We start from the raw sequence: 21,906 nt of genomic DNA, 5'->3' as shown, positions 1-21,906 counted from the left end.
CGTGCTGTCCTCAGGATGTTGACCACTATCTTCGATGTCCTCACTGGTAGAGGGAGACCACACGGAATGCGCGTTAACTAGTCGCCCAGCGCAACAGTTTAGCAACGCCCGCACGCATGAGCCTGAAGGTACGCCCCGCGGTGCTAACAGGGCGCGGCTAGACTTGAGCGGATGTCAAACACGCCTATCGAGTCGACGGCTATCGTCACCGTGACCTACAACTCGGCTAACCAGCTTCCAGCCTTCCTCGAATCCGTGGCCGACTCCGAAACCGTCTCGCTTCCTGTTTACGTCGTTGAGAACGACTCGCCTGCCAAAAGCGAGACCGCTGAAATTGCAAAGGCTCATGGTGCTCGTTTCATCAGTTTGCCGAGTAACCTTGGGTATGGTGGAGCGGTGAACGCTGCGGTTCGTGAACTTGATCCCGCAGTTAGTTTCGTGTTGATATCCAACCCGGACGTAGCGTTTAGCACGGGCCTGGTCAGTGAGCTGAGCGCTTGGTTGGCCGAGCACCCATCAACGGGAGCAGTTGGGCCGCGAATACTCAACACCGATGGCACGACGTATCCGTCAGCCCGGGCGTTGCCTTCGTTGCGGACGGGTGTCGGCCACGCTGTCTTCTCGCGAATTTGGGAAAGCAATCCTTGGTCACGTCATTACCGGGCAGAGGGCATTACCAACGACGCAGCGCGGCACGCGGGCTGGCTTTCGGGATCATGTTTGATGGTGCGCAGGACCGCCTTCGATGCCGTAGGTGGTTTCGACGAAAGCTACTTCATGTACTTCGAGGATGTTGATTTGGGGTATCGCCTAGGAAAAGAAGGTTGGAAAAATGACTACCTTCCTACAACGGCAGCAACCCATTTCGGGGCACAGTCAACCTCTTCTGATCCCTCGCGAATGCTCCATGCGCATCACGAAAGCGCACTCCGTTACCTGAACCGCAAGTACTCGCAGCCATGGCTGGCACCACTCCGCACCGCAATCCATTTAGGGCTGAGTGTCCGCTTAAAACTAGTCCTGCGGCGCGGACGGCTCTAAGGCGTTTTCGCCGCGGCCAGCAGAGTCTGCAGATAGGCTCCGTACCCACTCTTGACCAGGGGAGCGGCCAAGGTAGCGAGCTGACTGTTGTCGATCCATCCGGCTCGCCAAGCGATTTCCTCAATGCACCCCACTTTGAATCCCTGCCGGTCTTCTATGACGCGCACGTACTCGGAGGCTTGCATCATGGACTCGAAAGTCCCCGTGTCAAGCCAAGCCGTTCCTCGGTCCAACACCTGAACTTGAAGCTTGCCGGCGTCAAGGTAGCGCTCGTTCACCGTTGAAATTTCGAGTTCCCCGCGGGCACTTGGCTCAATCGTCTTCGCAATCTCCACCACCGAGTTGTCATAGAAATAGAGACCCGGAACCGCGTAATTGCTCTTCGGCTCTTTCGGTTTCTCTTCGATAGACTTCGCGACAAATTTGTCGTCGAACTCCACCACGCCGTAGGACGTCGGGTCGGCTACGTGATAGGCAAAGATTAAAGCGCCGTCGATGTCTCCATGGTTACGAAGCGCAGAGCCAAGGCCCGTACCGTGGAAGATATTGTCCCCGAGCACCAATGCGACGCTTTCATCGCCAATAAATTCTTCACCGATGATGAACGCCTGAGCCAAACCATCCGGTGAGGGCTGCTCCGCGTACTCAAGACGGATGCCAAGGTCGCTGCCGTCTCCAAGCAGGGCTCGGAACTGGTCGTTGTACTCGGGCGTCGTGATGACGAGGATTTCCCTGATGCCCGCCATCATCAACGTCGACAGCGGGTAGTAAATCATGGGCTTGTCATAGATTGGCATCAACTGCTTCGAGATGCCCTTCGTGATCGGCCACAGTCGGGTTCCCGATCCTCCGGCCAGAATGATCCCGCGCATATTTAGTTTCCCCTCCGAAGCGATTCATAATATGCCCTGCTGACGTCCCACTCTGGGAGAAGACCGTCCGCCGCGGCCTCGATAAGACCCGGAGCGTCTGTGTCTTTCGCTGACAGTAGAGGCGCGCCAGCTTCCGCGGGAAAGACAAGTCCAATTTCCGCATCTAAGGGGTTGATTCCATGTTCGCGGTCGGGCCGATAAACGTCGCTGACCAAATAGGTCACGGTGGCGCCCTCCGTGAGCGCCACAAAACAATGCCCTAGTCCTTCAGACAAGAAGATCGCTTTGCGCTCGATATCATCGAGAAGAACGGAATCCCATTCGCCGAAAGTCGGGGATCCCACGCGGATATCGACGACGTAGTCGAGCACGGCCCCATGTGTCGCGGTGACATACTTTGCCTGGCTTGGCGGGACATCCGCGAAATGGATCCCGCGGACCGAACCCCGCTTAGATACCGAAGTGTTTGACTGCGCAAGCTGGATTGATCGCCCTGTCGCTTCCTCAAGCTTGTCGAATCGGTACCATTCGAGGAATGTGCCTCGATCATCTCCGAATTGTTGGGGCGTGATTTCGTAGCTATCTGGGATCTTCAGTTCGCGGATCTGCACTCGGGCAGTCTACCAAGGCGCTGAATACAACGCGTGAACGTCCGTCGTGAGCAAATAGAATCAATCCGACCCTCACAAAGGAAATATCGTGCGCTATCTCATCACCGGAGCATCCGGAATGCTCGGCAACGACTTGCAGCTTGCACTCCAGGGCCGGGAGGTCACTGCTTTAGGAAGGTCCGACCTTGATATAACCGACCTCCACGCCGTTCGGCGTGCGGTCGCCGGACATGACGTGGTCATCAACGCTGCCGCCTACACGAAAGTAGACGATGCGGAATCGCATGAAGATTCTGCTTACGCAGTGAATGCGGTCGGACCGAAGAACTTAGCGGGCGCGGCCCGGGAAGCATCGGCCAAGTTTGTCCAGATCTCGACTGATTATGTCTTTCGGGGCGACGCCTCGTCTCCCTATACGGAGGACGCCCCGCGGGACCCGTTGTCCGCATACGGGCGGACGAAGGCTGCGGGCGAGGTCGCTGCAGTCGCCGAGCACCCCGGCGGCACGTTCATTGTTCGTACCGCTTGGCTGTACGGGAAGAACGGTCCGAATTTCGCAAGCACGATGATCCGTTTAGCCGAAGCGCACCCTACGGTCAGCGTGGTCAACGATCAGATCGGGCAGCCGACATGGACTGCAGATCTGGCCGAACGGATCGTAGCGCTCGTTGAATCACAGGCCCCGGCAGGGATTTACCATGCGACGAATTCAGGAACGGCATCGTGGTTCGACTTCACGAAGGCAATCTTCGAGGAGGTCGGACTCGACCCAGAACGCGTGCAAGCCACAGACTCGTCAGCGTTTGTTCGCCCAGCACCACGCCCTGCCTATTCCGTTTTGGGGCACGATGCCTGGACCGCTGCCGGACTCGCTCCGATGAGGCATTGGCGTGAAGCCCTCGCTGAAGCTGTTTCGACTGGGGCGGTCAAACGCCCCACCCCAGCGGAATAGGAGAACGTCATGGCAACAACCCTTCGAATCATCGTGGATCAAATGGTGACGCCCCTTCCCAACGGAATTTCTCGATACGCGGAAGAGCTCACACGGGCATTAATCCAGACGGCTCCGAAGGGGTGCACGGTCGAAGGGATCGTTTCAGCGTTGCCGCCGGAAAAGATCACTGCCATAGAGGAGGCGCTGCCTGGCCTCGCCGAGCTGCACCGGACTACTCTCCCCAGGCGCGAACTCTCCGCTGCATGGCAGCTTGGAATCGTTCCCTCGTTTGGGACGGGGATGATTCACTCCCCCAGCCTTCTCGCACCCTTGCACCGGCATGACAGGGAATTCGATGCAACGCAGATAGTGGCGACCATCCACGACACCTTGGCCTGGACACATCCGAAGTCATTCACACCGACGAGCGTTGCGTGGCACAAGGCGATGCTCAAAAGGGCAAAGAAACATGCCGATGCAATCGTCGTCCCGACTCACGCCGTGGCTGAACAACTGTCAGAACTCGCCGACTTCGGCGACCGGGTGCGAGTGATTCCGGGCGCCGTTGCCTCAGGACTGAAACTGCCAGCCGACGCGGAGTGGCGAGCAAGCAAGTTGGATCTGCCGAAGGATTACATTCTCGCGGTCGGTTCGCTCGATCCGCGCCGTGGCATTACGCCGCTGATCCATGGCTTGGGTGATGCTGGCGCCCCGGACTTACCTCTCCTCGTCCTCGGCCCTGACACATGGGGCGAACTGTCGCTCGCGGTTGTGGCTGACGAGGCCGGACTGCCCGAGGACCGCGTACGCGCTCTCGGATATCTGTCTGATGAGGATCTCGCGGTGGTACTCGACCGCGCTTCGGTATTCGTCTACCCCAGTCTTCAGGAAGGCTTCGGCCTTCCCCTCATCGAGGCGTTCTCCTTCGGAACTCCTGTTGTGCACTCTGACGACCCCGCTCTGATGGAAGTCGCCGGCGGTGCTGGAATCGCTGTTGAGCGAGGCAAGAAGGGGTACGGCGAGCGGCTGGCCGACGCTGTGGCTTCTGTCCTCTCTGACTCTGAGCGCGCGGGACGGATGCGGATCGTCGGTCAAGATCGTGCGCGAGCGTTTAGCTGGCGCGATTCGGCTGAGCGCGTTTGGGCGCTGCACGCCGACCTGTAGCGTTGTGAGCCCGCCGGCTCCCTTAGGAGAGCTGACTCGACGCTGGTGTAGCGAGCTCTCGAATCAAACGTTCGAGAGCGGCCAACCCGGCGGACCCGGCGATCTCGTCACCGATTCGGGCACTCGCTTCGCGAAAGCGCTGGTTAGCGAGAACCTCGTGCACCCCCTCCCGGATCTGCTTTGGGGTAGGCCGGTTTGTTCGCAGGTTCACTCCGACACCCGACCATTCGACGCGCGCGGTGACCTCAATCTTGTCCTCCGTCTTACCGGCGACGACAAGCGGCACGCCATGTTCCATTGCGAAGTGCACTCCCCCGTACCCGCCGTTGCTTACGTAGACGTTCGTCAACGGCAGCAAGCGTTCGTAGGGCAGATACTCCGCTGCACGAACGTTCGTGGGCAAAGGCTGAGGCAGCGTGAATACAGGGCGACCGCCCGTGCTCACCACAAGGAGCACATCTTCGTCCTCGAGCGCTCGCATCGTGGGTGCGATCAGTTCCTCGTAGTCCTTGTTCGCCACCGTCCCCTGGGTCACGTGGACGACGGGTCGGGTCCCATCCAGGTCCGACCACCAGGTCGGAAGCGGCCCGTCAGAGGATGTGGTGCGCGACACCGGTCCGACAAAGTGCACGGTTGAGAGCAGATCCCGCCGCGGGTATTCGAACGACGGAACGGTGAATTGGACAATGGCATCCGCCAGTGAAGCGCCGTTCATGAAGAAGGCAGACAGTTCCTCGCCGGTCAGCTGTTTTACGACCTGCTCCGCCTCTTTCTGCAGCGAACCAAAAAAGCCTTTCTCGGCAACGAGCCTCAGCACCCGATTACGCATCCGCCCGAGCGGGCCTTCCATCGGGAGAACGCCAAGCCCGAACGGCGCGGTGTCGACACTGGTGAGACCGAGCGGAATGATCCCGAGGTTAATCACCGGCGGCCGCGATGTACGAGAGAGCAGGGCAATCGCGCCGACGAACATGCTCTCCACCAGCACGACATCGACGTGCTCTGCAGCGAGAGCATCGTCAACCGCGGCCAGCTGGGCGCCGGCCGGCTGGAGGAAGATCGTTGACAGGTCGTACCGGATCCCGTCCGGCCCGGATCGTCCGACGCGACCGGGAAAGGCGGCGTCCATATCAGTGTCGTCGTAGTCGGCTTCAGCGGGGAGGGGCAGGTACGTCGCGCCCGTAGCCTCAACGGCCGCTCGATAACGAGCACCGGTCAGAAAGCGAACGCGATGGCCGTGCTCGACCAGAAATCGCGCGACAGCGAGCAGCGGGGTGACGTGGCCGTGGACAGGAGTACTACACAGAAGAACGGATGCCATGAGAGACCTTCAGAGTGAGCTAACGTTGAATGTACTGTGAAAGTATTCACTACCTCGGAAGGATGGTCAATATGTCGACTGCCCCGACTTCTTCGTCGCGCTCGTACACGTCGTCGCTCCGCTCTGAGCAAGCTGCTCAAACGCGGCAGCGCATTCTCGATTCCGCGGCAGAGTGCTTTGCCACCAATGGGTATGCAGGGACTTCTCTCGCCGACATCGCTCACGGGGCGGGTGTCTCCGTCGAGACCGTCAAGCTGAGCGGGCCTAAGCGCCAGCTGCTCCTGAGCGCGTTCGAGCAGCGTTTCTCGGGCTCCGAGGGGCGCGAGCCGCTCACGGATCGTGCAGACGCACGCGCCGTACTGGAAATCGCCGACAACGACGAATTCCTCCTCGCTCTTGTCCGGTTCATCGCCCAGGCCAATGCCCGAACGAGCGGGCTGTGGAGCGCCTATGTCAGCGCTGCCACGTCCGACGCGGTCATTGGCGAGTCGTTGTTGGAGCTGCTGAAACGTCGACGGAACGAGTATCGGGCGGCGATCACAACGTTCGACGATCGGAGAATGCTCTCGACAGACGTCAATCGGCACGAACTGGCCGACGCCTTGTCTTTCTTGATGTCGCCCGAAAGCTACGCCGAGCTCGTCGAGCAGGCCGGCTGGTCGACCAAGAGGTACGTGGACTGGCAGGTGCACGCGATCCGACGAATCGTTCTCGAGGCGTAGGCGACGCCCCTTCTATCCGGCGGGGGTCTCCGTCGGCGTCGGCGGGTACAGATCGGCCCGAACGAGTTCGCGAATCGCCGAGAAGTCCGGATCGTCCTGATCGACACCGTTGGCGGGCGTCAGTTCCACCGAGCTGACCGGCTGCTCCTTCGACTTCATCGCAAGGTTCGTGAAATAGCCCAGCATGTCCTGGGGCACATCCGTCTTCACCACTTGGGTTCCGGCTTGGGCGATCGCCTGAAATTTGGTCAGCACGTTCGCCGGGGTGAACTGCTGCAGGATGGCCGTCTGGAGCTCCCGTTGACGGACCATACGGTCGAAGTCACTGGTGGAGTGCCGCGAGCGCGCGTACCACTGCGCGTGATAGCCGTCGAGCGTCTGCTCACCCGGTTCAATCCACTCCACCACGCCGACGAGCTGCTCGTCGCCGCCGATCGGCAGTCGCTTGTGGACGTTAATCTCGACGCCACCGAGCGCATCGATCAGGTCAGCGAAGCCCTGCATATCGATGAGGGCGTAGTACTGGATGGTCAGCCCGGTGACACCTTCGGCTGCTTCCTTGGTTGCCTCGATACCCGGTGTTGAGCCGGTGTCCTTGGCGTTCGGGTAGAGGTCCTGGTGCCGCAGCTCCGCCTCCGTGTACACGGCGTTGAGCTTGCACGCGCTCACGTCACACTTGCGGAAACCGTCAGGGTAGAGCTCGCCCATCGGCGACCCCTCGGAGAACGGGACCTTTCGCATGTCTCGCGGCAGCCCGATCATGGTCACGCGCCCGCTATCCGCGTCGATCGAGACGACGGAGAGGCTGTCCGGTCGCAGCCCGTCGCGGTCAGGCCCGGCGTCGCCACCGAGCAGAAGAATGTTGTAGCGACCGTCGACGGGCGGAACGGAGGCCGCTCCCCCACCAAAGATCGAGTTGAGCGTTCCGCGTGCCACCCCGGCGTAGTACGCCCCAGCAGTTGCTGTGCCGACGGATGCCACGAGCAGAATGACCGTGAACGCCGCGATCCAAAACCGTGAATTGGGCCGCGCGCGAATGAGTCGCACCAGCCGAAGCGTGTCGATCGTGAGCACCAGCCAGAGCACCGCATACCCGGCCAACAGCGCCTGCGCGGCCGTGAGCGCGAACGAGTTTGTCACGATCGACAGCGTGGCCGTGCGCCAGAGCGAGTAGGCGACGCCGACGAGCGCAGCGAGCAGCCACATCACCAGGGTGGCGCCGAGGCCGAACCGGCCGAGCTTACGGTTGCCCGCGAGCACCTGGGTTGAGCCGGGAATGAGGAAGTTGAGGACGACGAGCCACCAGGCTCGCCGGGTCATCAGTGCGGGCGCCCCCACGTCCGGGTAGCGGATGGGGCTCGCGGTATAAACGCTCATAGTTTGAGGTGAAGAGCCCGATTCTTGGCCTCCACCTGAACGGCGAGGTCAGCCTGGTACTCGGTCATTTTGTCGACAAGTGCGGCGTCGGCGATGCCGAGCATCTGCACGGCGAGGAGCGCGGCGTTCTTGGCCCCGCCGATCGACACGGTGGCCACCGGTACGCCAGCGGGCATCTGCACGATGGAGAGCAGGGAATCCATGCCGTCGAGCCGAGCGAGAGGAACCGGAACCCCGATCACGGGAAGCGGAGTCACCGCAGCGAGCATGCCGGGCAAGTGCGCCGCACCGCCTGCCCCCGCGATGATGACCTGCAGGCCGCGAGCGCGAGCATCCCGACCGTAAGAAATCATCTTTTCGGGTGTGCGGTGCGCGCTGACGACCTCGACCTCGTGGTCGACGCCGAATTCGGTGAGCATTGCCGATGCATCGGCCATGACCGACCAGTCGGAGTCGCTGCCCATAACGAGGCCGACGCGCGGGCGCTCTGAAGCGGAGAAAGGCATGGGGTTCATGTTAGGTCTCAGTCCTGAAAAAACGCCGCTGCGGCACGCGCCTGGTAGACAACATCATCGAGGTCATCTCCACCGGCGTTGATATGTCCGACCTTGCGACCCGGCCTCGGGTCCTTGCCGTAGTTGTGGATCTTCACGGTCGGGTGGGTCGCCATGGCCTCGGCGTAGCGGTCGGCCAGGCTGCCCTCGGTCGGGCCGCCGAGGATGTTGACCATCACGGTGTGCGGGTCGCGGCAGCCGGTCGCACCGAGCGGCAGGTCGAGCACGGCACGCAGGTGCTGCTCAAACTGGCTTGTGGTGGAGCCGTCCTGGGTCCAGTGCCCGGAGTTATGCGGCCGCATGGCCAGTTCGTTGACGAGCAGGCGGTCGTCTGTGGTCTCGAAAAGTTCGACAGCGAACACCCCCGTCACTCCCAGACCGGATGCCACGTCGTTCGCAATCCCTGCGGCCACGTCCGCAATCCGCCCGGCTGATGCCGGGGCCGGGGCGATCACTTCGGCACAGACGCCGTCGCGCTGCACGCTCTCGACGACCGGCCAGAAGACCAGTTCACCGGAGGGGCGGCGGGCCGCCAGTTGCGCGAGCTCGCGCCGGAACTCGACGAGCTCCTCGACCAGGAGACCGTCGGTTGCACCGTTCTCGGCAACCGCGGCGAACCAGTCGCTCGCCTCGTGGCCGGCCGACACGACGCGCACGCCCTTGCCGTCGTAACCGCCGCGCGGGGTCTTGAGCACGGCGCGGCCGCCGTTCTCGTCGAGGAACGCCTGCAACTCGTCTTCGGTCGTCACGCGCGCCCAGATCGGAACGGGCAGCCCCAGGTCACTGAGCTTCTGGCGCATGAGCAGCTTGTCCTGGGCGTAGAGCAGGGCGTCTGGACCCGGGTGCACGGGCACTCCCCGCTCGACCAGCCGGTGCAGGATCTCCTGCGGCACATGCTCGTGGTCGAACGTGATCACGTCGACGTCCTCGGCGAACGCCAGCACGGTGTCGAGATCGCGGTAGTCGCCCACAGCGGTCGCCGCGAGTGCGGCAGCCATCCCGTCGGCCTCGGCGAGCACCCGAATGTCGATGCCGAGGTTCACAGCGGGTGGGATCATCATGCGAGCGAGCTGCCCGCCGCCAATTACGCCAACACGAACCACGGGTCATCTCCAACGGGATAGGGCGGGATAGGAAGGGCGGGCTGTCGCATAAACTGCCTACGCGCATCTATCTTCCCGCATGCGCGAGTGAGCGCCCAACTTGAGGACAGTGATGAGCCCAGCACGCGAAGGCCGCCTGGCCGGCCTCATCCTGCAGCTCGCCCAATTCGGCCTCGTCGGCGCCGCCGGGTTCCTCATCGACATCACCGTGTTCAACGCGCTCCGGCTCACCGTGCTCTCCCCCGAGGTGCTGCACACCGGCCCGCTGCTGGCGAAAGTCATCTCAACGGTGCTGGCGATCGCGGCCAACTGGCTCGGCAACCGCTACTGGACCTTCCGCAACCATCGCCAGGCCTCGACCGCCCGCGAGGGCATCGAGTTCTTCGCGGTGAGCCTCGTCGGCATGGGCATCGGTCTGCTCTGCCTCTGGGTGTCGCACTACGTGCTCGGCTTCACCTCGGTGCTTGCCGACAATATCGCGGCGAATGTCGTTGGCCTGGCGCTCGGCGCCGTGTTTCGATTCACGCTCTATCGGTACTGGGTTTTCGCACCGAGCCGACAGGCATCCGCTGGTGTGATGGTGACGGATGCGTCGGCGAATCAGAAAGCGGTCGTCGCGGTGCCCACCGAACCGGCGTGAGGCGACAGGACGACCTGATTCTTCTCGACGAGGTCGTGCAGCGTCTCCAGCACGGCGTTGGCGCCAGGCACATCGCGGAGCACGAGTGGTTTCTCAACGCCTGAGCTGATCACGATGTCGCCGGAACGGAACGCGCTCTGCAGCCAGGTGCGCTTGAGGGCGATGTGGTAGCCGCGGCTGTGGAAGACCTCGCGACGTTCGCGCACGAAGAACCCACGGCGCACGATGATGCGGCGAGTGGTCAGGGTGCTGCGGCGGTTGAGCCACAGGATGTAGGGCAGGAGCACGAGGAAGAGGAAGGCGAGGGTCGCCAGGATGCCGATGAGGGTGTGCTGCCAGCGCTCGGTGAAGACACTGAACGAGTAGAAACTCACGCCGGGCAGCGCGATGAAGATGAGCGCGGGCCAGAACAGGATGCGGGCGTGCGAGCGCAGCCGGGCGACCACCCGTTCGGTGGGAACGCTCGGCCGTGAGCCAATTTCCGGCGGCATGCCACCGGGAGCGTTCGGAGAGTCGACCATGTTCCATTCTTATCATTTCGCGGCACCGAGTTTCGCCAGCAGCGCCGCCGGACGCCTGATCGGTGGGGACTCGGATGTGCACGATGGTCGGTCGTGTCGACGTGCCAGGTTTCTTCGGTTGACGTGACTCTTGCCACTGTGTCGCCCGGCAGACATACTTTGCCAATGGCGACCGACACCCCGAGACGCACTTCCGTTCGAGCCGCCGACAGCGACGCGGGCCGCCGGGCGCTCGAGTTGCTCGTGGCCGGCCTCCGGCTCGTGTTCGCGGCTGCCACCGTGGCCGCCGTGTTCTCGACCTTCGCCCGGACGGCGTCACGGGGCCCGGTGAACCCGTTCAACTTCTTCGGCTACTTCACCATCCAGTCAAACCTGCTCGGCGCGGTCGTGCTTGGCACCGCGGCGGTTGTCGGACTCCTCGGCATGCGCCAGAGCCTCGGGCTGCAGCTGGCACGGGCGTCGATCACGAGCTACCTGATCGTCGTGGCGCTCGTCTACAACACCCTGCTCACCGGGCTCGCCGGCGGCGTGGATCTGGCATGGGCGAACACGATCATGCACGTCGTGTTCCCGCTGTATTGCCTCATCGACTGGGTGCTCGTCGCCGATCGGCGAGCGCTTCCGTTCCGGTTGCTGTGGGTCGTTGAGTTCTATCCGGCGGTGTGGTGCATCGTCGTGCTGCTGCGCGGCGGGCTCGACGGCTGGGTGCCGTATCCGTTCTTCGATCCGGCACAAGGCTACGGAACTGTCGTGCTGTACGTGCTCGCCATCGCGGCCGCGTTCATCCTCGTTGGGGCGGCCGTGTTCGCGGCGTCCCGGCTGCGGGTGCTGGGCTCAGAGCCCGTGCTGGGTGCGCAGGTGGGTGATGTCCCCCGCCGAGATCGGCGTGAGGTCGGGTGAGCCGTCGGCCTGGACGACGATCCGACCGCTCGCGTCGATCCCGCGAGCAATGCCGGTGAGGATGTTGCCCGCCGGCAGTTCGACCTGCACCCGTTCACCCACCGTCGAACAGGATTCGGTGACCGCTTTCTGCAGGCCGCTGGACGCGGCATCCCCTCGCGCATCGAAAAGGGACTCGAGCAGTGAGGCCAGTTCGGTCAGGTAGTCGGCGAGGACGCGGTCGGCGTCGGGGTCCGGCACGCCAGCGATGACGAGGGAGGTCGCCGTGGGAACGGGGAGGTCCTCATCGACGATGCTGAGGTTGACGCCTGCGCCGATCACGACGGCACCGGTTGCCGGGTCGACGAGTTCGGAGAGCACGCCGCAGATCTTGCTTCCGTCGACGAGCACGTCGTTGGGCCACTTCACTCGGGCGGTGGCGCGGTCGCCGAGCGTCGCGTTGATGGCACGCGTCATGGCGAGGCCCGCGGCAAGCGGCAACCAGCCGAGCGCGTCGAGCGGGAAAGTGGGGCCGGGGCGCACGAGTACCGACACGGCCAGCGAGGTGCCGGGTGGGGCGGTCCAGTGTCGCCCCAGTCGTCCACGCCCCGCGGTCTGGGTGCCGGTCACCACGACCGAGAAGTGCGGCTGCTCGGCGGGTCCGCGGCCGGCGCGAGCGACGAGTTCGTCGTTGGTCGACGGGCTCGACTCGAGCACATCGAGCTGTGATGCGACAGCTGAAGCGAGCGGGAATTCGGCCGGAAATGTCGTCATGTCCCTCACAGTACGCGCCGACTTCCGACAAGGCGACACCCGGCGCTCTGTAGACAATCACCAACGGTATGGCCCTATCCGTGCACAGTAGAGTGAAACAGTGATCGAAGACGCAGCAGATTTGACCGATTCCGACGCCCCCGACATGTACACGACGGCGGGCAAGCTGGCCGACCTGAAACGGCGTTACCACGAAGCCGTGACCGCCTCCGGCGAGGCGGCAATCGCCAAGCAACACGCCAAGGGCAAGATGACCGCCCGGGAGCGGATCACCGAACTGCTCGACCCGGGCAGCTTCGTCGAGCTCGATGAATTCGTTCGGCACCGCACCCACGCCTTCGGCATGGAGAAGTCACGGCCGTACGGTGACGCCGTCGTCACGGGAACCGGAACTATCCACGGTCGCCAGGTCGCCGTTTACTCGCAGGACTTCACCATCTTCGGTGGGTCGCTCGGCGAGGTGGCCGGCGAGAAGATCATCAAGATCATGGACCACGCGCTCAAGACGGGTGTTCCCATCATCGGCATGCTCGACTCCGGCGGGGCCCGCATTCAGGAAGGCGTCGTCGCGCTCGGTAAGTACGGCGAGATCTTCCGTCGCAACACGGCCGCGTCCGGTGTCATCCCGCAGATCTCGATCATCATGGGCCCGGCGGCCGGTGGCGCGGTCTACTCCCCCGCACTCACCGACTTCGTCATCATGGTCGACAAGACCAGCCAGATGTTCGTCACGGGGCCGGACGTCATCAAGACGGTCACCGGAGAGGACGTCGGCATGGAGGAGCTCGGTGGTGCACTCACGCACAACACGCGTTCCGGTGTCGCCCACTACCTGGCCAGCGACGAGTCGGACGCCCTCGACTACGCCCGTACCCTCATCGGCTTCCTCCCGGACAACAACCTGGCCGAACTGCCCGAGTACGAGAGCGACGTGGAGCTCGAAACCACAGACTCCGACCGCAAGCTCAACACGATCATCCCCGACTCCCCCAACCAGCCCTACGACGTGAAGACGGTCATCGAGCACGTGGTCGATCACGCCGACTTCCTCGAGGTCCAGCCGTTGTTCGCGCCGAACATCGTCATTGGCTTCGCGCGGGTCGAGGGTCGCACGGTGGGAATCATCGCTAACCAGCCCAACGCCATGGCCGGCACGTTGAACATCGAAGCCGGGGAGAAAGCGTCACGCTTCGTGCGCTTCTGCGATGCGTTCAGCATCCCGATTCTGACGCTTGTCGACGTGCCGGGTTACCTCCCGGGAACCGACCAGGAGTGGACCGGTGTGATTCGTCGTGGCGCGAAGCTGCTCTACGCCTACGCGGAAGCCACCGTGCCGCTCGTGACGGTCATCCTGCGCAAGGCCTATGGCGGAGCGTACATCGTCATGGGTTCGAAGCAGCTCGGTGCCGACATCAACCTGGCCTGGCCCACCGCGGAGATCGCGGTGATGGGTGGCCAAGGTGCCGTCAACATCCTCTACCGCGGCGAGATCAAGCGCGCTGAGGCTGCAGGTGAAGATGTCGCGGCCGTGCGCACCAAGCTCGCGAACGAGTACACCTACAACGTGGCCAGCCCGTTCCTCGCCGCAGAGCGCGGCGAACTCGATGGGGTCATCGAGCCCGCCGCCACCCGTGTGGCCGTGATCAAGGCGCTGCGGTCACTCAAGGGCAAGCGCGCCAACCTGCCGCCCAAGAAGCACGGGAACATCCCGCTGTGACCGGCGAGCGGAGAAGTGCCGCGCGTCACGACGAGTCCGCGCGGCCGTCGGACGCGTTCTCAACAGAGGATGGGACCGAGCGCGGGCTCGACGTGCGGGTGTTGCGCGGCTCACCGACGCCCGAGGAGATCGCGGCCGTGACCGCGGTGCTCAGCGCCGCCGTGGTTGAGGAAGCCGCCAAGGCACCGGAACCCCACCGGGCGCCGTCGGCGTGGCAGCGGTCGCAGCGCTCAATGCGCGAGCCGCTCACGCCCGGGCATGGTCGCTGGCGCTGAGGTTCACGGCTCCTTGGTGGAGGCGAACGGGAATCTATCGCACACGGGCCGGTTCTCCGGTCCCCCAAAGAGCCGACTAGTAACCGCTTGCCAAGACCTGCACAATAAATAACGCAGGTGTCTCTCCATTCTTGAGAGTTACACCACCAGATAGTTCGCCTGACTAGGGTAAGGGGCGGGTATTTGGGGGCGGGTCAGGTCACTATTCGGGTTAGTGCCCTGACCCGGGGCTTCAGAAGGGCCGGCTCACACGAGTCGGCCCTTCTGCTTTAACCTGGGTCGCAGATCGAGTCGTCGCTTGGTGTCGGCTGGCTCAGGGTGCGTCAGCTGGCGCTAGCGTGCGTCGGCGGACTCCATGCGCGGAATCTCCAGCCACAGCCGCACACTATCGCCCGGCTCGGCGGGGTCCGTCGACGGCCCCAGCGCCACGAGCGTCACGGCGACGTCGGTGTCGGACGGAGCGGTCCGGATGATCATTTTCGTGGCCTCGGTCGAGTCGACCGCCTCGGCGACCCGGTCAAGGATGCGGGTGAGTTCGTCGTCAGGCAGGCCGTCGATGGTGCCCTCGTCGAGGAGTGACACCGTCGTGCCGCGTCGACGAGCGGCCAGCACGCTGTCGCGCACACCGTCATTGAGCAGCCCGCGACCACGGATTTCGTCACGGAGCCCGGCTTCAAGCACCCGGCTTTCCACCCGCTGCTCTTCGCTCAGCTCGCCACCGGAGAGGATGATCTCGCGGAGCATCGGGAGGGCCCGTACAGCGGTCTGGTCGAGACGGCGACGTCGCTCCCCCTGATGCGCCTCTTGCGCGGTCTGCCACTTGGCTGCTTCCCGCTCAGCGGTCGCGAGGTTCTCAGCATCGCGTGACACCTTCACCAGCGACCGGGTGAGCACGCTCGCGATGATGACCCACATGAGGCTGCCCGTAATGCCGATCTGCACGCTCGTGCCGACGCCACACCAGACGATCGACTGAACGGTGAGGAAGATGACGCCGATCCACCCCACGAGCTCCTGGCGGCGCACAACGGCGATGGTCATCAGTGTGCCGATCGCGGAGACGTGCCAGGTGGCATAGCCGTTGTTCACTAGCGGGTCGAGTTCACTCGTGACAAGCAGCGGGACGCTCACGGCCGTGGCGAGGTTGAGGGCGGCCAGCCACGCCGGCATCGCGGTCGGGCTCGTCGGCCAGAGGCTGATCACCGTTGCCACGAGGTACAGCGCCATTGCCGCGATACTCGGCCACGGAGATCCCGCCTGGCCGAGCGTCATGATGCCGCGGACGACGTGGTAGAGCGAGAAGGCGGCCGCGAGGGCGAGCATGGCCCAGCGGTTGAGGGAGATCACGATCGGGCTCCCTCCTTCGCCCGGGCTTCAGCGGGAGTCCAGCGGATGCTGATCCGCGTGCCCTGGCCCGGCGCCGAGTCGAGATCGACGGTTCCGCCAACGGCGACGACGCGTTCGATGATCGACACTCGCAGTCCGAGGCGGTTCGGCTCGATTGACTGCCGGTCGAAGCCGATCCCGTCATCGCTGACCTCGAGTTCGACGCCGTCACCATCGCACACCGTGACGGTGACCGACCGGTGGACCGGCACCGAAACATCCGCCCCGCCCGCGTGCTGAGCGCTGTTGGCCATCGCTTGCGTTGCGGCCAAGTAGAGATTTTGGGCGACCGGGTACGCGATCTCGAGGTCGGTGTTCGAGTCGAGGGTGATGTCGAACGGCACGTCGAGCGCTGCGGCATAGCGCTCAAGGCCGGAAACGAGGCCACGCAGGGAAGCGGTTTCGGCGGCGTCGGTGATCGGCTCGTCCATGGTGGCCAGACGTTTGATAGCGTCGCTGGCCATCGAGACGGCCAGCGCGGCTTCCTCGGGGCGACGCGCGCGATCGGCGGCCTGCAGCGAGGCAAGCACGGTGTCGTGGATGAGCGCGTCGACCTCGATGCGCTCGACCTCGCGGGCGTGCTGTCGGATGGCATCGTCATAGCGGGCGAAGGCCGCGATGCGGGCCGTGTCGACGAGCTTTGCGGCATGGCGAAAGGTCATGAGCAGTGCGAAGATGACGAGCCCGATCATCGACCCGTAGAGCGCGTTCTGCAGCGCGATGTCGGCGCGGACAATGCGCCAGGACTCGTCGAGCACCCCGGTAACGCCATAGATGGCGGGGGTGACGAGGATGTACGCGACGGCGATCGCTGGCCGAAATGCCTGCGATGCTGAGGCGCAGGCGATGGCGCAGAGGTACCAGGTCCACGGTTCGTCGGCGTCGCCTGCTGTGCTTCCCCCTGTGGCCAGTGGCCAGAGCGCGACTCCGACCAGGTAGACGATGGCGAACACGGTGTTGGCGATGCGCTGGGCGCGCGGGTTGAACCAGAGCAGGATGACGATGCCCAAAATGCCGAGGAACGCGACCATGTACGCGGTGCCGATCACACCGGGTGCCTTGACGCCGGCTCCGAGCGCGATGCTCAGCGTCTGGGCGCCGAAGACCAACCCGATGATGCCGATCGATGTGGCGATGAGCTTCTCGATGCGGGCGAGGCTGAACCGAGAGTCGGTCGTGGTGCGGCTGAGTGTGCTGCGGTCGAGACCATCGAGCACGGCTCCCCGGGGGACCGGGGAGAACAGCGGCCCCGGGCGGACCGGTGGGTCAGTTGTCATCGCCCGTGTTGAGCTCGGGCAGGATGCCGTCTTCAACAGCCCTGCGCAGCAGGTCAACCTTGGTCGGTGCCGGTCGGCCAATCTCGACGTACTTGCCGCGGATCCGGTCGAGGTACTCCTTGACCGTCGACTGGGCGATGCCGAGCTGAACGGCGACGTCTTTCATCGGAAGGCCGGATGCGTACAGGTGCAGCACATCGCGTTCACGCCGGCCGAGCTGCGCCCGCGAAAAATCGCCGTCAGCGTCGATCGCGCTCGCCCATTCGAGGTTGTTGAGCGCCTCACCGCTCGCGACGGTTTCGATGGCGGCCACGACAGCATCCGTTGGGGCAGATTTCGGAATCACGCCGGCCGCACCTGCGGCGAGCGCCTCACGAACGGAGGCCACGCGATCGGCGATGGAGTGGATGAGAACCGCGGACCCCGAACCGTGCACGGCCCGAACGTTGTCGGTGATGTTGCTGCCGTCGCCCAGGTTGAGGTCGAGGACGACGACGTCGCACGCGACACCGTCTGACTGGTCGAGGAACTCCTGCACGGTCGACGCGCTGTGCGCGACGGTGTGCCCGGCCGACTCACAGACCGCACGCAGGCCCATTCGCACGGACTCGTGATCGTCAATTACAGCTATGCGCACCACTGGGCCAATCGTCGAGAAACAGCGTTGGAACTGAGCTTAGTCCCGCGTGAGCAGGGCCACCGATTCGAGGTGGTGGGTGTGCGGGAAGAGGTCGAACGCCCGCAGCGAGGCCAGCGAGTATCCGAGCGGCGCAAAAAGCCCGATGTCTCGAGCCAGCGCGACCGGGTCGCAGGCCACGTAGACGAGCTGGGCCGGCCGGAGCTCGGCGAGGCTCGACACGACCTCCTTGCCGGCGCCCGAGCGGGGCGGGTCGAGAACGACGGTGGCCGCTTCAAGCCGGCTGCGGTCGGCAGCGCTCGAGTTGGCCACGAGGGAGCGGAGGTACGCGTCCACCCGAGCGGTGACGCTCTGCGCGCCGATCCAGTCGGAGAGGTTCTCGCTGGCGTGGTCGGTCGCCCGTGACGAAGACTCGACGCTCGTGATGCGGGTGGTACTGCCGAACTTGTCACCGATCGCAGCGGCGAGCAGGCCGACTCCACCGTAGAGGTCGAGGTTGGCGGCACGCGGGTCGAAGAGCGCCTCGTCAACGGTCGACTGCACGACCTCGGTCAGCAGTTGCGCAGCCGAACGGTGCACCTGCCAGAAGCCGCCCTCGTCGAGCTGGAACTCGCGGTCGCCGACGCGCTCGACGATGGTCTGGTCGCGGCGGTGCGCCACACTCGTGCCCTTTTTCACGGGCTCGCGCACCACGATGCGGGCACCGTCCGTGCTGCTCGGCGCGACGATGTCGACGGACTCTGCACCCCGGAACAGCTGGTCGAGAGGGGCAGCGGATGCTACGGCGTCGGTCGCGAGCGGAAGGTCGCCCACCGGAATCACCCGGTGCGACCGGGCCGCGTACGGCCCGACAACACCGTCGGCGTCGACGTGCAGGCTCACCCGGGTGCGCCAGGCCAGGCCCTCACGCTCGTCGTCACCCGGGGCGGACTCGACCTGGACGTCGCTCTCGACGCCCGCAAACCGCTGCAGCGCGTCGGCGAGCACCTGGCGCTTGAGCTCACGCTGGTGCCCGAGCTCGATGTGGCCGAACTCGGCACCACCGGCGCGGTCCGACGGGTCAACGTCGATCGACGACGACGCCCAGACGTGCGACTGGCGGTGCGGCGACGCGTCTAGCACCTCAACGGTCTCGGCACGCCAGAAGCTCTTCTTCGAGCTCTCGGTAATGCGGGCGCGCACCCGCTCCCCCGGAACGGTGTCTGCGACGAAAACGACCCGGCCCTCGAGCCGGGCCACGAACACACCACCGTGGGCTACGTTGGTTATCTCAAGCTCGACATCTGCGGGGGTGTTCGTTTGTACATTCACCCCTGAATCGTCCCATGGATGCTGCCGGCCCGCACATCCGGGCCCGTCGGGCACACAACCCCGCTGGAGTTTCGTTGCAGCTGTACCTCGCATCCACCTCCCCCGCCCGGCTCATGTTGTTGCGGCAAAGCGGCATCGAACCGGTGCTCGCGCCGAGCGAGCTCGACGAGGACGCCGCCGTAGCTGCGGCCTCGACGGCCGGGCCGCTCTCGGCCGATGAGACCGTACAACTCCTCGCCCGCGCCAAGGCCGAAGCTGTGGCCACCGCGCACCCCGAGTTTGACGGCCTCATCCTCGGCGGCGATTCGGTCTTCGTGGTCGACTGCACCATTTATGGCAAGCCGCATACACCCGAGGTGGCCCGCGAGCGCTGGCAGACCCAACGCGGTCGCACCGGTCGGCTCTACTCGGGCCACTGGCTCATCGAACAGACTCCGGGCGCCGAACCCCGCGCAGTCGGAGCCCTCGCGCACGCCGACGTCACCTTTGCGTCTGACATCTCCGATGACGAGCTCGACGCCTACATCGCCACGGGCGAGCCCCTCTTCGTCGCCGGCGCGTTCACCATCGACAGCCTGGGTGCCGCGTTCATCGACTCGATCGCGGGTGATCCGTCGACGGTGGTCGGCTTGTCGCTGCCGACGCTGCGACGCCTGGTGCGCGAGCTCGGTCATTCCTGGCCGTCGTTATGGAACCGACCGGGCGCTCTCTAGGCGGCCGGGCGCTGGCATCCGCTCGCCTTTTTGCAAGAACGGATGCTGTGTGACGATTTTGTAGGAATCCGCACTTTTGTAGGCATCGCCAGTGCATTGCCGTGCATTTTTGTGTGCACCGACCAAATCGGACGCCCGGTTGGGTTCTAGGCTAGGGAACTGTGTCGCGTATAACGAAGGTTCTCATAGCAAACAGAGGCGAAATCGCCGTTCGAGTGATTCGCGCGGCGCGCGACAGTGGGATCGCCTCGGTCGCCGTCTACGCCGACCAGGACCGGGACGCCCTGCACGTTACCCTCGCTGACGAGGCGTACGCGCTTGGCGGCTCCACGAGCGCCGAAACCTACCTCGTCATTGACAAGATCCTCTCTCTCGCCCGCCGCTCCGGAGCAGACGCGATCCACCCCGGTTACGGCTTCCTGGCCGAGAACGCCGACTTCGCGCGGGCCGTCATCGGCGCCGGCATCACCTGGATCGGCCCCTCTCCCGAGGCCATCGAACAGCTCGGCGACAAGGTTTCCGCACGCCACGTGGCGCAGAAGGTCGGCGCCCCGCTCGCCCCCGGAACGCTCAACCCGGTGTCCGGGGCCGACGAGGTGCTCGCGTTCGTTGAGGAGCACGGGCTGCCCGTCGCCATCAAGGCGGCATTCGGCGGCGGCGGTCGTGGGCTCAAGGTCGCCCGTGAACTGTCCGAGGTGCCTGAAGCGTTCGAGTCCGCGACCCGTGAGGCGATTGCGGCGTTCGGTCGGGGCGAGTGCTTCGTCGAGAAGTACCTCGACCAGCCGCGACACGTCGAGACCCAGTGCCTCGCCGACGCGCACGGCAACGTTGTTGTTGTCTCCACCCGCGACTGCTCGCTGCAGCGTAGGCACCAGAAGCTCGTGGAAGAGGCACCGGCGCCGTTCCTCAGCGACGAGCAGGTTGAGCTGCTCTACAGCTCGTCCAAGGCCATCCTCAAGGAGGTTGGCTACGTCGGCGCCGGCACCTGCGAGTTCCTCATCGGCAAGGACGGCACGGTGTCGTTCCTCGAAGTCAACACACGCCTGCAGGTGGAGCACCCGGTCTCCGAGGAGATCACGGGCATCGACCTGGTGCGCGAGCAGTTCCGTCTCGCCGAGGGCGGCACGCTCGACTACGACGACCCGAAGCCGCAGGGCCACTCCTTCGAGTTCCGCATCAACGGTGAAGACCCGGGCCGCGGGTTCCTGCCGCAGCCGGGACCGATCCACGTGTTCAAGACGTTCGGCGGACCCGGCATCCGCCTTGACTCCGGCGTCACGGCTGGCGACGAGATCTCCGGCGCGTTCGACTCGCTGCTCGGCAAGATCATCGTCACCGGCAAAGACCGCACCGAAGCGCTCGAGCGCTCGCGTCGCGCCCTTGATGAGTTCGAGGTCGCCGGCCTCCCCACCGTCATCCCGTTCCACCGCAAGATCGTGCGCGACCCGGCGTTCACGGCCGAGGATGGCACCTTCGGCGTCTACACCCGCTGGATCGAGACCGAGTTCGTCAACGACATCGAGCCGTGGAACGGTGAAGCCGACGCTCCCAAGCCGACGATGAATCGCCACAGTGTTGTCGTCGAGGTCGAGGGCAAGCGCATCGAGGTCAGCCTGCCGACGAGCCTCCTCCCCGCCGCGGCCGGGAGCCGCCAGCTCACCGCCGCGCCGCGTCGGCACGGCGGCAGCGGCGCGGTGTCAAGCGCGACCGGTGACTCGGTGGCCTCGCCCATGCAGGCTACGGTGATCAAGCTCGCGGTGGAGGCCGGCCAGCGCGTCGTCAAGGGTGACCTCGTCGTTGTGCTCGAGGCCATGAAGATGGAGCAGCCGATTACGGCGCACAAGGATGGCACGATCGGCGACATCAGTGCGACGGTTGGCACGACGGTGTCGAGTGGACACCAGCTGCTGACGATCACCGACGCGTAGATATACATACACACATTCGCAGAAGCCGGTTCCGCCCAGGGGGCGGGCCGGCTTCTGTCGTTCACCGATGGGGCTCCACGGCGAGACTCCCCACCGTGTTATTCAGACAGAACCGGTCGCTTTCCTCCGCAGTCGTCCAGCACGACGGT

At 64.5% G+C, this 21,906-nt stretch carries 22 protein-coding genes; 10 read left to right on the top strand and 12 right to left on the bottom strand.

Annotation, left to right across the window (positions count from 1 at the left end):
• Window positions 1–171: 171 nt before the first annotated feature.
• Window positions 172–1,041 carry a glycosyltransferase family 2 protein gene (locus L1277_RS08735; RefSeq protein WP_253375991.1) on the top strand — a complete coding sequence of 290 codons (870 nt, stop codon included), beginning with the start codon at window positions 172–174 and terminating at the stop codon, window positions 1,039–1,041.
• Here the strand turns inward: L1277_RS08735 and rfbA are convergent.
• The gene (gene rfbA / locus L1277_RS08730) at window positions 1,038–1,913 is read right to left on the bottom strand and encodes a glucose-1-phosphate thymidylyltransferase RfbA (RefSeq protein WP_253375990.1); all 876 of its coding nucleotides are present in this window, start codon (window positions 1,911–1,913) and stop codon (window positions 1,038–1,040) included. The genes L1277_RS08735 and rfbA overlap by 4 nt on opposite strands.
• Window positions 1,914–1,915: 2 nt before the next feature.
• Window positions 1,916–2,524, bottom strand: coding sequence for a dTDP-4-dehydrorhamnose 3,5-epimerase family protein (locus L1277_RS08725; protein ID WP_253375989.1), 609 nt, complete (start codon window positions 2,522–2,524; stop codon window positions 1,916–1,918).
• A gap of 85 nt (window positions 2,525–2,609) precedes the next feature.
• On the opposite strand from L1277_RS08725, the gene rfbD reads away from it, so the two are divergent.
• Together rfbD and L1277_RS08715 are read left to right on the top strand one after the other, a co-directional pair.
• Window positions 2,610–3,476 (top strand): dTDP-4-dehydrorhamnose reductase, encoded by an 867-nt coding sequence (gene rfbD, locus L1277_RS08720; protein WP_253376298.1) that lies wholly within the window; start codon window positions 2,610–2,612, stop codon window positions 3,474–3,476.
• A gap of 9 nt (window positions 3,477–3,485) precedes the next feature.
• Window positions 3,486–4,622 (top strand): glycosyltransferase family 1 protein, encoded by a 1,137-nt coding sequence (locus L1277_RS08715; RefSeq protein WP_253375988.1) that lies wholly within the window; start codon window positions 3,486–3,488, stop codon window positions 4,620–4,622.
• Between the two features lie 22 nt (window positions 4,623–4,644).
• Here the strand turns inward: L1277_RS08715 and L1277_RS08710 are convergent, their stop codons facing one another.
• Window positions 4,645–5,943, bottom strand: a complete 1,299-nt coding sequence (locus tag L1277_RS08710; protein ID WP_253375987.1) for a glycosyltransferase — start codon at window positions 5,941–5,943, stop codon at window positions 4,645–4,647.
• Window positions 5,944–6,014: 71 nt separating this feature from the next.
• Here L1277_RS08710 and L1277_RS08705 point away from each other — a divergent pair, with 71 nt between their 5' ends.
• Window positions 6,015–6,665, top strand: coding sequence for a TetR/AcrR family transcriptional regulator (locus tag L1277_RS08705; protein ID WP_253375986.1), 651 nt, complete (start codon window positions 6,015–6,017; stop codon window positions 6,663–6,665).
• A 12-nt stretch (window positions 6,666–6,677) separates the two neighbouring features.
• Here L1277_RS08705 and L1277_RS08700 read toward each other — a convergent pair whose 3' ends face one another.
• Genes L1277_RS08700 through L1277_RS08690 form a run of 3 tightly spaced genes read right to left on the bottom strand, consistent with a single transcriptional unit; the run spans window position 6,678 to window position 9,699 of the window.
• Complete coding sequence (locus L1277_RS08700) at window positions 6,678–8,042, bottom strand: LCP family protein (protein ID WP_253375985.1); 1,365 nt, start codon at window positions 8,040–8,042, stop codon at window positions 6,678–6,680.
• Window positions 8,039–8,557 carry a 5-(carboxyamino)imidazole ribonucleotide mutase gene (purE, locus tag L1277_RS08695; protein WP_374110192.1) on the bottom strand — a complete coding sequence of 173 codons (519 nt, stop codon included), beginning with the start codon at window positions 8,555–8,557 and terminating at the stop codon, window positions 8,039–8,041. Before purE ends, L1277_RS08700 begins: the two co-directional genes overlap by 4 nt.
• Window positions 8,558–8,565: 8 nt before the next feature.
• Entirely contained in the window at window positions 8,566–9,699 is a 1,134-nt protein-coding gene (locus tag L1277_RS08690; RefSeq protein WP_308215087.1) for a 5-(carboxyamino)imidazole ribonucleotide synthase, read from the bottom strand.
• Window positions 9,700–9,811: 112 nt separating this feature from the next.
• On the opposite strand from L1277_RS08690, the gene L1277_RS08685 reads away from it, so the two are divergent.
• Window positions 9,812–10,339, top strand: coding sequence for a GtrA family protein (locus L1277_RS08685; RefSeq protein WP_253375983.1), 528 nt, complete (start codon window positions 9,812–9,814; stop codon window positions 10,337–10,339).
• Here L1277_RS08685 and L1277_RS08680 read toward each other — a convergent pair.
• Window positions 10,300–10,860, bottom strand: coding sequence for a PH domain-containing protein (locus L1277_RS08680; protein WP_253375982.1), 561 nt, complete (start codon window positions 10,858–10,860; stop codon window positions 10,300–10,302). The genes L1277_RS08685 and L1277_RS08680 overlap by 40 nt on opposite strands.
• A 165-nt stretch (window positions 10,861–11,025) precedes the next feature.
• On the opposite strand from L1277_RS08680, the gene L1277_RS08675 reads away from it, so the two are divergent.
• Window positions 11,026–11,760 carry a Pr6Pr family membrane protein gene (locus L1277_RS08675; RefSeq protein ID WP_253375981.1) on the top strand — a complete coding sequence of 245 codons (735 nt, stop codon included), beginning with the start codon at window positions 11,026–11,028 and terminating at the stop codon, window positions 11,758–11,760.
• Here L1277_RS08675 and L1277_RS08670 read toward each other — a convergent pair.
• A complete protein-coding gene (locus L1277_RS08670; protein ID WP_253375980.1) occupies window positions 11,695–12,513 on the bottom strand; it encodes a biotin--[acetyl-CoA-carboxylase] ligase in 819 nt (272 codons plus the stop codon). The two genes, L1277_RS08675 and L1277_RS08670, sit on opposite strands and share 66 nt — an antisense overlap.
• A 145-nt stretch (window positions 12,514–12,658) precedes the next feature.
• On the opposite strand from L1277_RS08670, the gene L1277_RS08665 reads away from it, so the two are divergent.
• Both L1277_RS08665 and L1277_RS15780 read left to right on the top strand, forming a co-directional pair.
• The gene (locus tag L1277_RS08665) at window positions 12,659–14,230 is read left to right on the top strand and encodes an acyl-CoA carboxylase subunit beta (protein ID WP_253376296.1); all 1,572 of its coding nucleotides are present in this window, start codon (window positions 12,659–12,661) and stop codon (window positions 14,228–14,230) included.
• Complete coding sequence (locus L1277_RS15780; RefSeq protein ID WP_253375979.1) at window positions 14,227–14,505, top strand: acyl-CoA carboxylase subunit epsilon; 279 nt, start codon at window positions 14,227–14,229, stop codon at window positions 14,503–14,505. Before L1277_RS08665 ends, L1277_RS15780 begins: the two co-directional genes overlap by 4 nt.
• A gap of 333 nt (window positions 14,506–14,838) precedes the next feature.
• On the opposite strand, the gene L1277_RS08655 is transcribed toward L1277_RS15780, so the two are convergent.
• The 4 genes from L1277_RS08655 to L1277_RS08640 are packed head-to-tail and all read right to left on the bottom strand — an operon-like array spanning window position 14,839 to window position 19,116.
• Window positions 14,839–15,852 (bottom strand): hypothetical protein, encoded by a 1,014-nt coding sequence (locus tag L1277_RS08655; protein ID WP_253375978.1) that lies wholly within the window; start codon window positions 15,850–15,852, stop codon window positions 14,839–14,841.
• Window positions 15,849–17,168: a sensor histidine kinase gene (locus tag L1277_RS08650; protein ID WP_253375977.1), complete on the bottom strand. Its 1,320-nt coding sequence runs from the start codon at window positions 17,166–17,168 to the stop codon at window positions 15,849–15,851. The genes L1277_RS08655 and L1277_RS08650 overlap by 4 nt, the downstream gene beginning before the upstream one ends.
• Entirely contained in the window at window positions 17,158–17,808 is a 651-nt protein-coding gene (locus L1277_RS08645) for a response regulator transcription factor (RefSeq protein ID WP_253375976.1), read from the bottom strand. Before L1277_RS08645 ends, L1277_RS08650 begins: the two co-directional genes overlap by 11 nt.
• A 36-nt stretch (window positions 17,809–17,844) precedes the next feature.
• Window positions 17,845–19,116, bottom strand: coding sequence for a class I SAM-dependent RNA methyltransferase (locus tag L1277_RS08640; protein ID WP_253375975.1), 1,272 nt, complete (start codon window positions 19,114–19,116; stop codon window positions 17,845–17,847).
• Between the two features lie 14 nt (window positions 19,117–19,130).
• Here L1277_RS08640 and L1277_RS08635 point away from each other — a divergent pair, with 14 nt between their 5' ends.
• The gene (locus L1277_RS08635; protein ID WP_253375974.1) at window positions 19,131–19,829 is read left to right on the top strand and encodes a nucleoside triphosphate pyrophosphatase; all 699 of its coding nucleotides are present in this window, start codon (window positions 19,131–19,133) and stop codon (window positions 19,827–19,829) included.
• Between the two features lie 161 nt (window positions 19,830–19,990).
• Window positions 19,991–21,757: a biotin carboxylase N-terminal domain-containing protein gene (locus L1277_RS08630; protein ID WP_253375973.1), complete on the top strand. Its 1,767-nt coding sequence runs from the start codon at window positions 19,991–19,993 to the stop codon at window positions 21,755–21,757.
• Window positions 21,758–21,906 lie beyond the last annotated feature (149 nt).

Source organism: Okibacterium sp. HSC-33S16 (genome assembly GCF_024171565.1).
Taxonomy (GTDB): Bacteria; Actinomycetota; Actinomycetes; order Actinomycetales; family Microbacteriaceae; genus Mycetocola_A.
This window is presented reverse-complemented; position numbering and strand designations above follow the sequence as displayed.